This is a genomic window from Synechococcus sp. R55.2 (assembly GCF_047462075.1).
Lineage (GTDB): Bacteria > Cyanobacteriota > Cyanobacteriia > Thermostichales > Thermostichaceae > Thermostichus.
Genome location: NZ_JANSIH010000439.1, coordinates 1 through 14,832, shown reverse-complemented (window position 1 = coordinate 14,832; position 14,832 = coordinate 1). Strand labels below are relative to the sequence as shown.

Sequence of the window (14,832 nt, the reverse complement as noted above, 5' to 3'; positions counted from 1 at the left end):
ACCACCAGGTGGCGGGCCGATTGGTTCCCTACAAACGGGTGGATCTGGCAATTGCCGCCTGTGAACGGCTGGGTCGTCGTCTGCTGATTGTGGGAGAAGGGCCGGAGCTCCCTCGGCTCAAGCGATTGGCGGGGCCGCAGGTGGAGTTTTTGCCCCATCAACCGCAAGCCCGTCTGCAGGAGCTGTTGGCCCATTGCCGGGTGCTGCTGTTCCCGTGGGAGGAGGATTTCGGCCTGGTGCCGGTGGAGGTGCAAGCCTGTGGTCGTCCTGTGGTTGCCCTCAACCGGGGAGGTGTCCGGGAGACGGTCATCCACGGCCAAACCGGCATCCTCATCCCCGAAGCCAGTGTGGAAGCGTTGGTGGAAGGGCTGCGCCAGGCAGATCGACAGGACTGGGATCCCCGGCGGATTCGGGCCCATGCTCTGCAATTTGCCCCGGAGCGATTTCACGCCCAATTGGGATCCCTGCTGCGCTGGGCTTGGCCTCGTTTTCAAGCCGGAGAACGGTTGGATCCCCGAGAATGGAGCGCTCAGTAGGGCCGCCGCTGCACAAAAGTCGGCAACTCAATCCGGTTGCGACTGCCCGTTTCCCCTCCTGCCCGTGAAGCGGCCAAAGCGGAGCGTTTCAGGAGCCTTTCTGTCCGTTGGCGCCAGCCGAGCGGGGCACTTTCTTCCCGCTCGTCCAGGGTGAGCGGCGGGATCCCTGTGGTGGGTGTTCTCCAAGTGGTGGGTCGGCTGTTGGGTGCCGCCGGGGAAGGAGCAGACTCGTCAGCCGCGGCAGGAATCCGTTCCTGGGCCCGATGATTCGACCTGGGCTCGACAACCGCTGGCTGAGGGGAAGCGGAGGCCGACTGACGCAGTGTGGCCAGTTGCTCTTCCAGTTCTTGATTGCGCTGCTGCAGCAGGGCCACTTCCTTTTCTTGGGTTTGCGCGTAGGCGTGGGCCTGCACACACTCGGTTTTCAAAGCCATCACCTGCTGCTGCAACTTCTCGATTTGCTTTTGGCTGACCAGATGATGGGCCTCGGCCAGTTCTCGCCCCCGCCGGGCTTCTTCCAGGCTTTCTTGGGTGCTCTGCACCTGCTGCTGAACTTCCTGCCACTGGGCAAGGGTGGGACGCTGGGCCAACTCTTGGATAAGCTGATCCCGCTCGGCTCGCAAAGCACCAAGCTCGCGAGTCAAAGCCTGCACCTGCTCCTCCAAGACCAGGATTCGCTGCGCCTGCGAGGACTCTGTCTCCCTGAGGTGGGCGGCCTGGGCTGCTTCCGCTTCCAGCTTGGCAATCTGTTGGGCTTGCTCGGCCTGCTGCCGCTGACTCTGCTGCAGCTCTTCCAGCAAGGTGGCCCGCTCGGCCTTGGCAAAAGAGGCTTGTTGGCGCAGATGATCCAACTCCGCTTGCAAGTGTGCCCATTGCTCTGGGGTAGGGCGCTCTTCCAATTCGCGAATACGTTGCCGGGCGGTGTTCAGGTCAGCTTCCATGTGTGCCTTTTCGGTTTCCAGATGGGTCTTCAAACGTTGCCATTCGGCTTCGGCTTGGCGGTGGGCAGCCTCTAGCTCTGCCCGTAGGGTTTCCAGTTCTTGGGCAGAAGGTCGAGCGGCCAACTCTTGGACTTGCGCTTGCAGTTGCGCTTTTTCCTCTTCTAGCTCTTGTATGCGGAGCTGCAATTGGGCTTGCAAAAGCTGTACCTGCGGCAGCTTGACGGCGTATTCTCCCAACTGGTTGGCCTGCTGTTTCAGTTCCAGGAGCTCCTGCTGCAGTTGGTAAAATCGGGCCGGATCGACGCGCCGCTGCAATTCCGCCTTGAGGGTTTCAATTTCCGCCTGGCTAGTTTGCAACTGCTGCTGCAGAATGTGGTAGTGCTCCAGCGTTGGACGGCGCTCCATTTCCCACAGGAGATTCTGCAGTTCTTCGATGTGCTGTTGCTGAAGCTGAAAAGCCTCTAGGGTAGGGCGCTGGGCCAGCTGCGCTTTCTCTTCTTGACAGGCTTGCAGAGCGTGATCCCGTTCTTGAATCTGTGCCTGCGCTTCCAGCAGTTGACGTTCCAGGCGATGGGTACACTCAATCTGCTGCAGCGACAGCGCTTCCGATTCTGCCAGGGATCGCTCTAAGTTGCGCACACGCGCCCGCAAAGCTTTTAGCTCTTCTTCCCCTTCCATATCCAGGCTGCTCGACAGGTTATGGGCCTTACTGTAGCAGATGGTTTGGGCAAAAATCCAGCTTGCCACTATATGTGGCGTGAATTTTTAGTTTTTCTCGAAAAGGACGCTAAGCCTGTTATCCCCACCCTCTATACTGAGAAGGTGAGTTTTCAGATTGAACCCTGTGATGAAGCTGGGATCCAAATCCTGGGGATGGGCGCTGGGCCTGCTGGGCGTGGCCTTGGTCGGTTGTGGTGCCGATGCGCTGACGGCCAGTACTCCGCCGCCGCCTTTGATCACCAGCAGCGATATCCCTTCTGTGGTACATCGGAACGGCTTTTTGGAGCTGGGGGTTTCGGTATCGGTGCCGGGCCGGATCCCGGCGGAGCTGGCGTTTCAGGTGTCGTGGTCGGGGATTGAGGTTCAGACGCTCTCGGCAGCGCAGGTGAATTGTGTGTCGGGAGAGGTGTCTTGTACAACCCGCTTCCGCATTCGCCCTCCCCTGAGCTTGGTGCCCGGCTCCTACCTGCTCAGCTTGCGGGTCTTCGACCGGTTGGGCCAAAGCGCTGTGGTGACCGGGACGGTGCTGCTCAGGGATCCCTGAGGTCGCCCTATCCTTGCCCAGCCTTGACGGAAGCGGTGCGGTTCCGGCTCGCATAAGCGTTGCGTAGCAACATAGGGTGTCGCAGGCGTAGCACTTTTGCCCGGATTTTGAAAGGGATCAGCGGGGGGGAAACACTTTTTGGCGAACGTCGTCGGCGAAAGCTTCCACCGCTTCTCGGATTGCCTGCCTCAAGTTGGTATAGGGCTTGGCAAAAGGGGGAATCCGCTCGCTCAGCCCCAGCAGATCGTGGGTGACCAAAATCTGACCATCGCAAGCCGGCCCGGCCCCAATGCCCAAGGTTGGGATCCCCACTTGGGCCGAGATTTGGGCAGCCAATTCCGCCGGCATGTGCTCCAGAACCAGGGCAAATGCCCCTGCTTGTTCCAGGCTGAGGGCCTCTTGTCGCAGACGCTCCGCCTCCGGAGTGGTTTTTCCCTGCTGGCGATAGCCCCCCAGTTGATGTTTGGCCTGCGGAGTGAGGCCGATGTGACCCAAAACCGGGATCCCTCGCTGCACCAGAAAGGCCACCGTTTCCACCATGTCGGGGTAGCCCCCCTCCAGCTTGACTCCGTTGACTCCTGCCTCCTTCATCAACCGCCCTGCTGAGAGGAGAGCTTGTTCTTTGTGGACTTGATAAGTCAAGAAGGGCAAGTCAGCCACCAAAAAGGCCCGTTCTACCCCGCGGCGCACGGCCTGGGCATGGTGGAGCATCTGTTCCAGCGTCAGGGGCAGGGTGCTGGCATACCCCAAGTTGGTCATGGCCAAGCTGTCGCCCACCAGGATCAAGTCGATCCCAGCCTGATCCAAAATCTGAGCGGTGGCGTAGTCGGCAGCCGTGAGGGCCACCAAAGGTTGACCCGCCTGCTTGGCCTGGCGAAAGTGGTGAATGGATAAAGCAGCCATATCTCCATGATCTCATCTGGGCGTTCCCGCCAGCGGTGCGGAGCACTTTCCCATCAACCGCATCCCGTGGGGGAAGCAAGCTTGGCTTTGAGGCTGGGAAGAAGCAGGAGACTCGGTTTGCCGTTAAGATGGTAAAGCCCCACAGCTGACTGGAAGGGTGACAGAGTGGTTGATTGTGACGCTCTCGAAAAGCGTTGTGACTGCAAGGTCACCGTGGGTTCGAATCCCACCCCTTCCGTTACCATGTAATCCGATAACGTACCGGCTATCGGACAGAGATGGGCTGTACTTGGAGGTGATGCTTAATGGGTCGAAGCTTTCGCCCAATCCCTTCAGGTCAGCGGTGCAGTTCCCCTGCCTTGGGCACAGCACTTTTGACACTTTTGAAGAATTGAAGGGGGCCACCCCTCAAGCGTGGACGGGTTTCTCAGCCTTTCTTCTAGAGTCTTATGTTCACCGCTCCTGCTCTCTCTGCCCAACTGCATCCGCTCATTCAGGGCTTATCTGAGGCAATCCTGAACGTTTGGGGATCTACCCTCACCCTAGCCCCCTATCCTCTGCCTGAAGATCTGGGCTACGTGGAAGGCCGCCTAGAGGGTGAGAAATTGCAAATTGAAAACCGCTGCTACCAAGGGGATCCCTTTCGCAAACTGCACCTGGAGCTGGCCCAGGCCGGGCAAAGCCTGGACATTCTCCATTGCGTTATGTTTCCGCAGCCGCAGTACCCGCTGCCGCTGTTCGGTTGCGACATTGTGGTCGGTCGCGGACAGGTGAGCGCCGCCATTGTCGATCTCTCGCCGGTGACCCCCAGCTTGCCCGATCTCTATATCCAAGAGCTGGAAGCGTTGGGATCCCATCTGGCCCCTTTCCAGCATCGGCGCCGGTTGCCGGAGTGGGGCACGATTTTTTCTCCCTACTGCCTGTTCGTCCGTCCTGCCGACGAAGCAGAGGCCGACCGCTTTTTGCACTTTGCCCGCCGTTACTTGGAAATTCACTGTCGGTTGGCGCAACAGATTCCCCCGCAGACGGATCCCGACCAAATTTTGGCCCACTACCAGGGGCAGCAGCGCTATTGCAGCCAGCAACAGCAGAACGACCGCACCCGCCGCGTTTTGGAAAAAGCCTTCGGTCCCGCCTGGGCAGAGCGCTACATGAACACCGTCCTTTTCGATTTGCCTCCCAGTCCTGTGCAGATCTAGACGGGATCCCCTTGCAGCCGCTGCTGGATGCTCAAGGCCAATTTTTGCCCCAGGAACTCCGGCATGGCTGGAGTTGAATCCGGCCCCAGCAAGTAGAAAATAAAGCGCGTCTGCTTGCGGCGGAGCATCAAGTTGAGGTTAACAACGGTCAAATCCTCCTGCGCAAGAACCGTCATCACCCGGTAGAACGCGCCCGGCTGGTTGTCCACATCCACCAGAAGTGTGGGCAAATGAAACACCGGGTCAAAATAAAAAGAAACCTGCACGTCTTTTAGTCCGGCCTTGAGATCAAACTCCAGCGCCAAGGTTTCATGAACGCGAAACACACCCGCCAGGCATTCGTGAATAGCCCGTTCTAGGCTGAGCTTGGTTTGGGAAGAAAGGCTGTGGCCATCGCGGGAGACAATGGTGCGGATAAACACCAGGTGCGGTGAGTAGATCTGCCCATAGAGATGAATGCCATGCACCGAGAGATTAAAAGCGGTGAACACCCCAAACAGATCGCTGAGCAGGGAAGGTCGATTACGGTAGGCCAGACAAACCACCGTCTTGCGACCTTCGTCCTGCACCTGTACCACCGCCTTGCGGGTTTGGTAGAGGGCGTAGGCCAAGCGCAGATTTTGGGCCTGCACCTCGCTGCTGACAAACTGGCTGTAAAAAGGCGGAAAGCTCTGGTTAAAACGCCGCATCAGAGCGGATCGCGTCAGCGGGACGGAGTCCTTGCGGGTGCTGACTTTGAGCGGCTGAAGATCTTCATGGGCAGCCCTCTTCCGCGCTTCCCGATCCCCGGCAACTCCTAGAGAAGCCACCTTGGGCTGGGGAGTGCCCTGCTGTGCTGATTGCTCATCAGTTGACATCGACCTCGCCACCTGCGTTGCTCCTTCTCCATCGTTGCTCAGTACGCCCCAGCCAAACCTCATTTATCCGCAAAATCACTGAGGCTCGAAACGAATGTCGACGCTGTATCCAATTCTTGTCCAATGCTTTTCAGTTCAATTTATCTCATAGGGCTAAGCTGGGCATCTGAGGAGCCAGTGGGGGCATCCCCCAATTGGGGGGATCCTTCCCTTCTTCGCTGCTGAACCGACGCTGTGAGCCTTTCAATCCCAGAATAGCCAGAATAAGCCTAAACTATGAATTGAGCAGAGCGCTGCAATTTTTGATATAAAGTGCCGCATTGAGTGCTGGCCGGCTGGGTGACATGAAGCGCTATCTTGTTGGCCATCACTTTGGTTTTTCCCTAGGTTTGTGAAGGGATCCCTGTGAGCAGAACTGTTGCCAATCCCACTCCGTTTTCGCCCGCACAAGCGCTGGACCCCGCTGGTGCTTGGTGGGATCTCAGTCTCATCGCCTCCCCTGCCCAAGAAGACCTGATCTTTTGGCGGCTGGAGAGTTTTGGCTGTCGGGGCATGACCAGCCAAGCCTATGGCGAAGATCAGATTTGCATTCACGCCTATTTGCCTTGGCCTCACGTCAGCCTCCTGGATTTGGCAGCCCTCTCCCTGCGCCTGCAGCAAGATGCCCTCATTGCCGGTCAGCGGGTTCCGAAGCTGCGCTGGGAACGCATAGAGGCGGAAGATTGGAGCAGCAGTTGGAAGCAGCACTGGCAGCCCCAATGGGTCGGGGACAAGTTGCTCATTTGTCCGGCCTGGCTGGATCCGCCCCCTCACCCCGGTCGGCACCTGTTGCGGCTGGATCCCGGTATGGCCTTCGGCACGGGCACTCACCCCACCACTCAGCTCTGTCTGGAGTCGCTGGAGATGCGCCTGGAGGGCGGCGGGGGTGCCGAGGGAGTGACTGTGGCCGATGTGGGCTGTGGATCCGGGATTCTGTCGTTGGCGGCGGCCCTGTTGGGGGTGAAGCGGGTGTTTGCGGTGGACATCGACCCCCTGGCGGTGCAAGCCACGATGCACAACCGCGATCTCAACGGCCTGACGGATCGCATTGTGGTGGCTCAGGGCAGCCTGGAGCAGATTCCCGAAATGGTGGATGGGCTGGTGTGCAACATCCTGGCAGATGTGATCCTGGATATGATCCCGGAGTTTCGGCTGGTGGTGAAGGAGGGGGGATGGCTGATCCTCAGCGGCATCCTCATCGAGCAGGCCAAGTTGGTGGCGGAGATGCTGGAGGCCAACGAATGGGTGGTGGCAGCCCTCTGGCGACGGGGGGAATGGTGTTGTCTGAACGCACGCATGACCTGAGCGCTTTGCCCCGATTGGCGATTGACCCGGCGCAGCGGGATCCGAGTGGTGTTCTCCATTTAACCGGCCCGCAACAGCACTACTTGCAGCGGGTGCGCCGCCTCAGGCCGGGGGATCCCTTTTTGGTTCTGGATGGCTCAGGCAAGCTGTGGGCGGCCCATTGGCAGGCTCAGGGATCCCAAATTGTGGGCGAGGTGGAGACGCTGCCGCGGGAATTGCCCGTTTTTTTGCATCTGGGCTTGGCGGTGGTCAAAGGGCAGGGGTTTGACGAGGTGCTCCGCCAGGTTACCGAGCTGGGGGTGGCGCGAATTACCCCCCTGCTGACAGAGCGCACGGTGTTGGAACCGGGATCTGGGCGGCAGGAACGCTGGCAAAAAATTGTGCGGGAGGCCGCAGAACAATGTGAGCGGTTGCGCTGGCCTCAGGTCGATCCCCCCACCCCTTGGACAAGTTGGCTGGCGGAGCTGCAAGCCGTTCGCGCTACTCGGACGGAGTCCTTCTGGTGGGGTATAGCCGTGGCTCGGCACAAAGCGCCCCCGCTGGTGCAAGCCCTGCCAAAGCTCAGGGATCCCGTCTTGGCCATAGCCATTGGCCCAGAAGGGGGCTGGACCGTTGCCGAACGTCGGCAAGCTGAGGAATATGGGGGGGTGTGCGTCTCCCTTGGCCCTACCATCTTGCGAGCCACCACCGCCGCTGTTGTTGCCACCAGCCAAATTGCTGCCACCTACTCCTTTCGCGCCACTCGGACGGAGTCCTTTTTGGACTGGAGCTTGGATTCAGAGCCCTTGGGCTTCGTTAGCGACGGGGAGCGCTGTCGCCGATAATCGATAATGAAGCCGTTCACGTGAGCGGGACGGAGTCCTTTACAGCAGGCCGTGGTTTCGGGCGCGGCCAAGGCCACCCTAGCGAGGGAGAACGGGAATGGAGACGATCCAGGCGGTGCGAGGCACCCGAGACATTTTGCCGCAGGAGGTGCGGCTCTGGCAGCAGGTGGAAGCCAGCGCCCGAGAGATCCTGGGACGGGCCAACTACCAAGAAATTCGCACCCCCATCCTGGAGTTGACGGAGCTCTTTGCCCGCAGCATTGGCAGTGCCACCGACGTGGTGGGCAAGGAGATGTACTCCTTCAGCACCCGTGGCGAGCAAGAGGTGAGCCTGCGCCCAGAGAACACAGCAGGTGTGGTGCGGGCCTACATCCAGCACGGGCTGCAAACGGCTGGAGATGTGCAACGCCTCTGGTATTGTGGGCCGATGTTTCGCTATGAGCGTCCCCAGGCGGGGCGGCAACGCCAGTTCCACCAGTTGGGGGTAGAGCTGCTGGGCAGCCGGGATCCCCGCGCCGATGCGGAAGTCATCGCCTTGGCCTGGGAGCTGTTGCAAGCGGTGGGGGCGGAGAACCTGAGCTTGCGGCTCAATTCCCTGGGGGATCTGCAGGATCGGCGGGCCTATCGCCAGGCCCTGGTGGACTACCTCACTCCCTTGCGGGAGAAGCTGGATCCCGACTCCCAAGAGCGCCTCACCCGCAACCCGCTGCGCATTCTAGACAGCAAGGATCCCCGCACCCGCGAGATTGCCGAGGGGGCCCCCAAGCTGCCGGATTACCTCGGCCCAGAATCGCGGGCTTTCTTCGAGCAGGTGCAAGCTCACCTGCAGATGTTGGATATTCCCTACCAGTTGGATCCCTACTTGGTGCGGGGCCTGGACTACTACACCGACACCGCCTTTGAGATCGTCTCACCTGACTTGGGATCCCAGAGTACCGTCTGTGGGGGTGGTCGCTACGACGGCTTGGTGGAAGAGCTGGGCGGACCTTCTACCCCAGCGGTGGGCTGGGCCATCGGCATGGAGCGGCTGGTGCTGCTGTTGCAAAAGAAACAAGGGGAGGCTCCGCCAACATCGGTCGAGGTTTACGTGATCTCCCGTGGGGCGAAGGCTGAGGCCCAATCCCTCCGGATCGCTCAAGCGCTGCGCCGAGCCGGTTTCTGCACCGAGCTGGATCTGAGCGGCAGCGCCTTTGGCAAGCAGTTCAAACGGGCCAGCCGCAGCGGCGCAACTTGGGCTGTTACGCTGGGGGATGCAGAAGCTGTGGCCGGAGAGGTACAGCTTAAGCACCTGCCTACAGGGCAACAGCAAACCCTTTTGCAAGCCGATCTGGTTAAGTATCTGGCATACCATTCGGGTCAGCAGTGCGGAGCACCTAAGGTGATGGAGCCATGTTGAATTTTTGGGTTCGGCGCGACGGCCAAGAAGACTGGCAGCCGGTACCAGCCGAGGGCGCAGTTCTGGAAGAAGATACCTACACCATTGTTGCCCGTTCGCCTCAGCCCCACTTCACCATCACGGTGGAAGTCCGGCAGCGTCCTCTGTCGTCGCAGAATCAGGGCCCTGACACCGCCCCGACTCCCCCACAAGTCCAAACCCGTTCTGTGCGCACCAACGATGAAGGGATCGGCATTATTTTGCCCGCCAGCCACCTCACCCCTGGGTTTTGGGAATTGCACTGTCGAGATGCCGACTTGATCGCAGAACTGTTCGGCGAAACCGAGTTAAACAATTGTCTCCGTTTTCAGGTTGTGCCTGCCCCCGCGCCTCTGGAGCCGGAACGGGGGATCCCTGCGCCCGTGGAGGCCGGGTTTGAGCCCCCCCAGAAAAAAGAGGCCGCCATCCCGGCGGAGCTGTTTTCCCTGATGCACAGCGAATTGGAGGGATCCCCGGATGAGGTGCTGGTGTTGACGGGGCGGATCGGCTGCAGCGGCGAGCTGCGGGTACGGGTTTGGCAGGAAGGCGAGGAGAGCACGGTTTTCGAGGGGCAACGGCTAATTCAATTTCCCGCTGAAGCCCGAACGGCGGTGTTCAGCATTCCCATCACCCTGCCAAGCCGCGTTTGGACCCGTCCTTTGCGGGGGGAACTGGCCCTCACTCCCTCTTCCTGGCGGGATGCAGACCGGCCTTCCCAGCCCTTGACGATTCCGTTTTCCGTCCGCTGTCGAGACCTTCGCGTCAGCGTTGCGGAGCAACAAGGCGGAGAGCTGCCTCCCGCCTCCCCTCCGCGTCAGTATTGGGGAGCAACAAACATCCCACTGGCCCGGTTGCGGGAAGACCCCCCCTTAACCTTGCTGTCTCCCGAACGCACCCTGCAAAAGCTGTTGCGCATCTGGCAACACAGCGCCCCCATTTCCGTCAGCGTTGCCGAGCAACAGCGAGAGGAGGACTCAGCTTCGCCCGTTCAGCCCGCCGAGACCCAAGCCCTCCGCTCCTTCCCGGAAAAGGATCCCCTGCCATCTGCGCCCAACCCCTCCGCTCAGCCCCTACCCGAAGCAGAGACGGCAGAGTTGCCATCGCCCATCTCCTCCCCTTCCCCACCACCCCAAGCTGAGGCCATCTTGCCAACGCAAGCGGCAGCCGGGATCCCGAGTAGCCCTGTAGCTCCCTCTGAAAACTCGCTGCTGCCCCCCGCTCCGCCTGGGGTTTGTCCAACTCCCCAACTGGTGGTGCCCGAGCAACTCCGAGCCGGAGACAATTTCGATGTGGTGTTGCGCTTGCCCCCCACGACCAACCCTGCTGCAGGCCATCAAGCCCCTTTTTGGATCAAGTTTTGGGTGAAGCACGGGCGCACTCGCTCTTTGGTGGATGGCCCCCGTTGGTTGCTGGACTTCTCCCGTGACGAGCAGGGGCAGTGGCAAGCCCTCACCCGCATGACCATCCCTCCCGGAGTCCCTGAGCTGATCTTTGAAGCTTGGGCCGTCAGCCCGGATCGTCAGCAGCAGAGTGACCGAGTTACAGAGCGCCGCTCCATACTGCCTTGAAGCCTGGCTCAGTCGCTGTCTTGGACGGAGCGCACCATCAGCACTGGGCAGCCGATGTGCACCCGCACATAGTCGGAGATGGAACGCCCCAGCAGCCGATCCAAATCGGGAATGCTGCGGGCAATGGTAGGTCGGCGGTCAGGGGATCCCATCACCAGCAGATCGGCGTTGCTCTCGGCGGCTAAGCGGACAATTTCTGTGCCCGGATCCCCGACGGCAGTTAACACTTGGTGGCCGATTTGCCGGTTTTTGAGGGTATCGATTGCCCGATCTAGAGCCTCATCTCTGCCTGGGTTGTCGGCATCCAACTGCACAGAGGCCAGGAAGATCTGGGCCCCTTGAATGCCGGAGATCAAGTCAAGGGCAGTGGCAAAGGCAGCTTGAGCAGCGGGGGAGCTGTTCAGGGCCACCATGACACGGCTGGGATATTTGATGTAGGCGTCGTCTTTCACCAACAGCATGGGGCAGGAGGCAAGCTGAAACACATATTGGCTCACCGAGTTCTGCAAAATGGCCAGGATGCGGTTGCGTCCCCGGGATCCCATGACAATTAAGGGATTGGGCATAGACTCGGCCACCTGCAGCACCACCACTTTGGGATCCCCTTCCACCAGTTGGGTGCCAATGGTTACACCGGGCCGAGCTGGAAAACTTTGCAGGGTTTTGGCCAGCAGCTCCTGCCCCCGTTGCCAGGCAGCCCGCATCTCTTCGGCAGACGTTTGGGAAGGCACCGCATGCAGCAACGTAACATTGCACTGGGCAAAGGCCGGCAAAGACAAGAGGGTATGCACCATCTGCTCGGTGGGGCCGCTGCCGTCGATAGCGGCAATGAGGTTCTCAAATCGAGGCATGGGATCCGTTCTCCTGGCCAACAGTTGCCAAGACTCATCCTAGATCTGCCCCTGCGGATCCCTGTTACCGTAGGGGATATCCTGCAACATTTTGTTTGGTTTCAGTAACTTAGCCACACATAGCCGGTAAAGCCGCCGCCGGCATTGGTGTTGCGGCCGGTCAAGAATTGAAACCCTCCCAAGCCCAGCGTTAACCCTCCCTCCAGCCGCCAGTTGAGCTGGCCCGAAAGCTTGAGGTTGTCGTAGTCGGGATCCTGAACGGCCAAATCCCCGAACAACAAAGGCGCGCCGTTGCCCAACGTAAAATCCCCATCCAGGGCCAGGATGGCCTGCAGCTCAGGAGTCAGGTCTGCCCCGAAGGTCAGGTTGGCCTTGACCCGATCCCCGGGATAGCCCAAGTAATCTCGGAACGTGAGGCAGGAGTCGAAAAAGGCGGGCAGGGATCCCAACTGGGTATTGGCCGCCACCCCAACTTTGAGATCGTAGCCGAAAACACCGTACCCCAAGGGCAGGGGGATGTCTCGGGTGGCGTATCCCGGCGGGATCAAGGCCGTCAATTGGGCCGAAAGGAAGGGATCCCCGTTTCCCCAAGTATGACGTAGGCCCAGCTCCAGATCCCGTAGGCCCTGGTTGCGCTGGGTGATGGTATCGGCTCCGCTGGCAAAGCGGTTTTCCAGGAAAACATAGCTGGTGTTGAGATTGAGGGTGAGCTGATCGCTGAGGCCCGTCTCCGCAAAGAGGTTGAGGCGGGTTTCCCCATATTCTGAGAGAGCAGGCCCCAGTTGCCCCCCCTGGTCAAAGCGGGTGCGAGGCCGATAGACCTCCGGCTGCAGCGAAAAAAAAGTCTTGCCGGCACCGCGGGGAAAACCGCATCCTGCCCAGGCCGGCAGCTCCGGCGGCATTGCACTAACCACTAGACTCGCCAGCAGGCTTGCCCTTAGAAATCTCAGCTTCTCCATGGCAGGGATCCCGGCAGTTTCAGGGGGATTGTATCCCCAGGATCAAGCTCTGGGCCAAGATCCGGGACAAAACCGGCTTTGGAACGACTGCTAACTATGAGGTGGCAGCCGGTAGGCCCACCTGTGCCCGGAATTGGCGAGCGGCGGTCAGCGCTCCGAAGGGATCCCCCTTATACAGGCCGTAGTGCATCAAGGACAGGTGCCGCAGCCCCAGTTGAGACACTTCCTGCAGCCACTCCGGCTGGCTCATGAGCTGAAAGTCTGTATGGACAGTGTCGGCCCGTCCGCCACTGGGGTGCTTGTCTTTGATGGAGGGCTCGTAGTGGGCCAACATCAGGTTGGAGTGGATAGGGGAAAACAGGCGGCAACAGAGGCGGATTTGCTCTGGGTTGCCGGGATCCGGGCCGTTCAGCTCTGGGTTAAACTCCCCTGGCCGCCGCTGGCGCATGGACTGGAAGGCGATCCCGTCCATTTGGCTCATGGTCTCGGCAAAGGGCTCCACCATGCTGCGGCCTGCCCCCTGGGAAGGGTCGTCAAAGGTGGCAATCCAGCCCCCCCAGCACAGGGCCACTTCGGCCTCTGGCAGCCGCTCTTTGATGGCCTGTCGGGCTTTGAGGACATTGCGCATCAGGGCTTGGTAGTAGGGAGCAGTGTCGGCGTTGTAGGTATCTGCTGGGATCCGCCAATAGGAAAACTCCGTGGCCAGGCTCCAATAGGTAGGGCGGCCTTGGGGGTTGGCTTGAGCGATATAGCCGGCCAATTCGGCTACATCCTGGACAAACTGCTTGGAGATGTGGTAATCGCCGCAGGGGCGGTGGGTGTCGTCTTCCCAGGTGATGATGTGGAGGGTATAGCCCCGCTCAAACCACTGCCGCAAAAGCCCGGCCTGGTGCCAGTTGCGCCAAAAGGAGAGATCCCCCTGGCGGTGATCAAAGCTGTTCAGCCAGCCGCTCAGGAAATGGGGATCCCACCCCTGCGCCACTGCCGCCACCTGCGGATCCGACTCGATTTCCCAGAGGAAGCGACCGGGATCCTCGCCAATGCCCACCTGCCAGCGGGCCAGCAGCTCTGACAAGTTCATGCTTCCCGTCTCGGCATTTTCCGGGCTGCGACTCCCCTGCTGACTCAAAAACTCCTGGCCACAGCCGGCAACCCCATAGGCAGCCAGCAGCGCTCCGCCCGCTTGCAGCACCTGTCGCCGCTGCCAGGATCGTCTCCTTTTCATCTCCTCTCCTCCTGCGGTTCCTCTTGGTGTTGGCGAGCCCACAGCTGCACTTGGGGGGAGCTATAAACCTCCCTGAAGCCCGGCAGCCCCTCAAAATTGAGCTCAGGCCAAAATTGCAGGATGCGATCGGCGCTCCGCAAGGGATCCGCCAGCCCCGCTACCAAGAGGTAGTCCACCCTTTCCTGGGGATGCTGAAGGGCCAGGGCAAACTCGTACTGGTGAGGAGTAAGGAAAGAGCGGGGATCCCTTGCCCAAAAGATAGCCTCAAAGTGGATGTCGTCGTCCACCAGCACTTTTCGCCCGGGCAACAGGTGGCGATAGAGATACTGCCCAACCTGGCGCTTTTCCTGCCGCAGCCTCCGCCAGTCTTCTAGGGCTTGCCCAGCAGAGGTTACTTCATACAGGTTTTGGGCAGCTTCCAACTCGCCACTAAGGGGCACTACCCCTGCCACCAGCCGCTCCCAGAGATCCCGCTCCTCGGCCACCAGGGGCATGAGGAAACCCGGCTCTTGGCTCACCCCATAACCGGCAGTGAGGCAGTTCAACCCCAAGAGGGCAGTGATCAACAGGCGCTTAGCCCAGCCGGGGCCGGCTCCGCGACACAAGTAGGCGCCCATCAGCAAAGGCAGCGGCACCCAGAAAAGGCCAAAGCGGCTCAGCTCCCGCAAAAACAGCCCCTGCCCTAGAGAAGCCAGCAGGATGACCAGCGGCATCCCCCAGACCAGAGCCCATACCCAGCGACCCGGGCCTCGGCCCAGCAGGGATCCCAGCCCCAACAGCAGATAGGCAGGGGCCAGCACCGCCAGCCATTTCCCAGCCTCCAGCACCCCCCGCCAGCCACCCGCCTGCTGCAAGTCTTCCCGCAATTGCGGCAGCCGCAGACCGCTGCCCACCTGGTAGGTGAAAGCCCAGGGATCCCCTGCCGACAGCCAGTTCACATACAGCCA

The 14,832-nt window shown here is 60.5% G+C and carries 13 protein-coding genes, 1 tRNA gene and 1 pseudogene; 8 read left to right on the top strand and 7 right to left on the bottom strand.

Annotation, left to right across the window (positions count from 1 at the left end):
• Window positions 1-536: glycosyltransferase (locus NW838_RS14945; protein ID WP_414428309.1), on the top strand; the 536-nt coding region annotated here is incomplete at its 5' end.
• Here the strand turns inward: NW838_RS14945 and NW838_RS14940 are convergent.
• The gene (locus tag NW838_RS14940) at window positions 530-2,155 is read right to left on the bottom strand and encodes a hypothetical protein (RefSeq protein WP_414428308.1); all 1,626 of its coding nucleotides are present in this window, start codon (window positions 2,153-2,155) and stop codon (window positions 530-532) included. The genes NW838_RS14945 and NW838_RS14940 overlap by 7 nt on opposite strands.
• A gap of 166 nt (window positions 2,156-2,321) precedes the next feature.
• On the opposite strand from NW838_RS14940, the gene NW838_RS14935 reads away from it, so the two are divergent.
• Window positions 2,322-2,741: a hypothetical protein gene (locus tag NW838_RS14935; RefSeq protein WP_414428311.1), complete on the top strand. Its 420-nt coding sequence runs from the start codon at window positions 2,322-2,324 to the stop codon at window positions 2,739-2,741.
• A gap of 117 nt (window positions 2,742-2,858) precedes the next feature.
• Here the strand turns inward: NW838_RS14935 and panB are convergent, their stop codons facing one another.
• Window positions 2,859-3,644 carry a 3-methyl-2-oxobutanoate hydroxymethyltransferase gene (gene panB, locus NW838_RS14930; RefSeq protein WP_414428307.1) on the bottom strand — a complete coding sequence of 262 codons (786 nt, stop codon included), beginning with the start codon at window positions 3,642-3,644 and terminating at the stop codon, window positions 2,859-2,861.
• A gap of 151 nt (window positions 3,645-3,795) precedes the next feature.
• Between panB and NW838_RS14925 the strand changes: the two genes are divergently transcribed.
• Both NW838_RS14925 and NW838_RS14920 read left to right on the top strand, forming a co-directional pair.
• A tRNA-Ser gene (locus tag NW838_RS14925) sits at window positions 3,796-3,882 on the top strand.
• A gap of 211 nt (window positions 3,883-4,093) precedes the next feature.
• Window positions 4,094-4,843 carry a phycocyanobilin:ferredoxin oxidoreductase gene (locus NW838_RS14920; RefSeq protein ID WP_414356673.1) on the top strand — a complete coding sequence of 250 codons (750 nt, stop codon included), beginning with the start codon at window positions 4,094-4,096 and terminating at the stop codon, window positions 4,841-4,843.
• Here NW838_RS14920 and NW838_RS14915 read toward each other — a convergent pair.
• Window positions 4,840-5,700, bottom strand: a complete 861-nt coding sequence (locus tag NW838_RS14915; protein ID WP_414428306.1) for a hypothetical protein — start codon at window positions 5,698-5,700, stop codon at window positions 4,840-4,842. The genes NW838_RS14920 and NW838_RS14915 overlap by 4 nt on opposite strands.
• Before the next feature lie 453 nt (window positions 5,701-6,153).
• Here NW838_RS14915 and prmA point away from each other — a divergent pair, with 453 nt between their 5' ends.
• The 4 genes from prmA to NW838_RS14895 all read left to right on the top strand — a co-directional run bounded on the left by prmA (window position 6,154) and on the right by NW838_RS14895 (window position 10,850).
• On the top strand, window positions 6,154-7,044 hold the full coding sequence (gene prmA / locus NW838_RS14910) for a 50S ribosomal protein L11 methyltransferase (protein ID WP_414428310.1): 891 nt from the start codon (window positions 6,154-6,156) through the stop codon (window positions 7,042-7,044).
• The gene (locus NW838_RS14905) at window positions 7,020-7,868 is read left to right on the top strand and encodes a 16S rRNA (uracil(1498)-N(3))-methyltransferase (RefSeq protein WP_414356669.1); all 849 of its coding nucleotides are present in this window, start codon (window positions 7,020-7,022) and stop codon (window positions 7,866-7,868) included. The genes prmA and NW838_RS14905 overlap by 25 nt, the downstream gene beginning before the upstream one ends.
• A 97-nt stretch (window positions 7,869-7,965) precedes the next feature.
• On the top strand, window positions 7,966-9,264 hold the full coding sequence (hisS, locus tag NW838_RS14900; protein WP_414356668.1) for a histidine--tRNA ligase: 1,299 nt from the start codon (window positions 7,966-7,968) through the stop codon (window positions 9,262-9,264).
• Entirely contained in the window at window positions 9,258-10,850 is a 1,593-nt protein-coding gene (locus tag NW838_RS14895) for a hypothetical protein (RefSeq protein WP_414356666.1), read from the top strand. The genes hisS and NW838_RS14895 overlap by 7 nt, the downstream gene beginning before the upstream one ends.
• Before the next feature lie 8 nt (window positions 10,851-10,858).
• Here the strand turns inward: NW838_RS14895 and NW838_RS14890 are convergent, their stop codons facing one another.
• The 4 genes and pseudogenes from NW838_RS14890 to NW838_RS14875 form a co-directional block, all read right to left on the bottom strand.
• Window positions 10,859-11,701: a universal stress protein gene (locus NW838_RS14890; RefSeq protein WP_414356665.1), complete on the bottom strand. Its 843-nt coding sequence runs from the start codon at window positions 11,699-11,701 to the stop codon at window positions 10,859-10,861.
• A gap of 101 nt (window positions 11,702-11,802) precedes the next feature.
• Entirely contained in the window at window positions 11,803-12,615 is an 813-nt protein-coding gene (locus tag NW838_RS14885) for a hypothetical protein (protein WP_414428305.1), read from the bottom strand.
• A 139-nt stretch (window positions 12,616-12,754) separates the two neighbouring features.
• Entirely contained in the window at window positions 12,755-13,885 is a 1,131-nt protein-coding gene (locus NW838_RS14880; RefSeq protein ID WP_414356662.1) for a hypothetical protein, read from the bottom strand.
• A pseudogene (locus NW838_RS14875) lies at window positions 13,882-14,832 on the bottom strand (hypothetical protein); the annotation flags it as partial. The gene NW838_RS14880 and the pseudogene NW838_RS14875, both read right to left, overlap by 4 nt.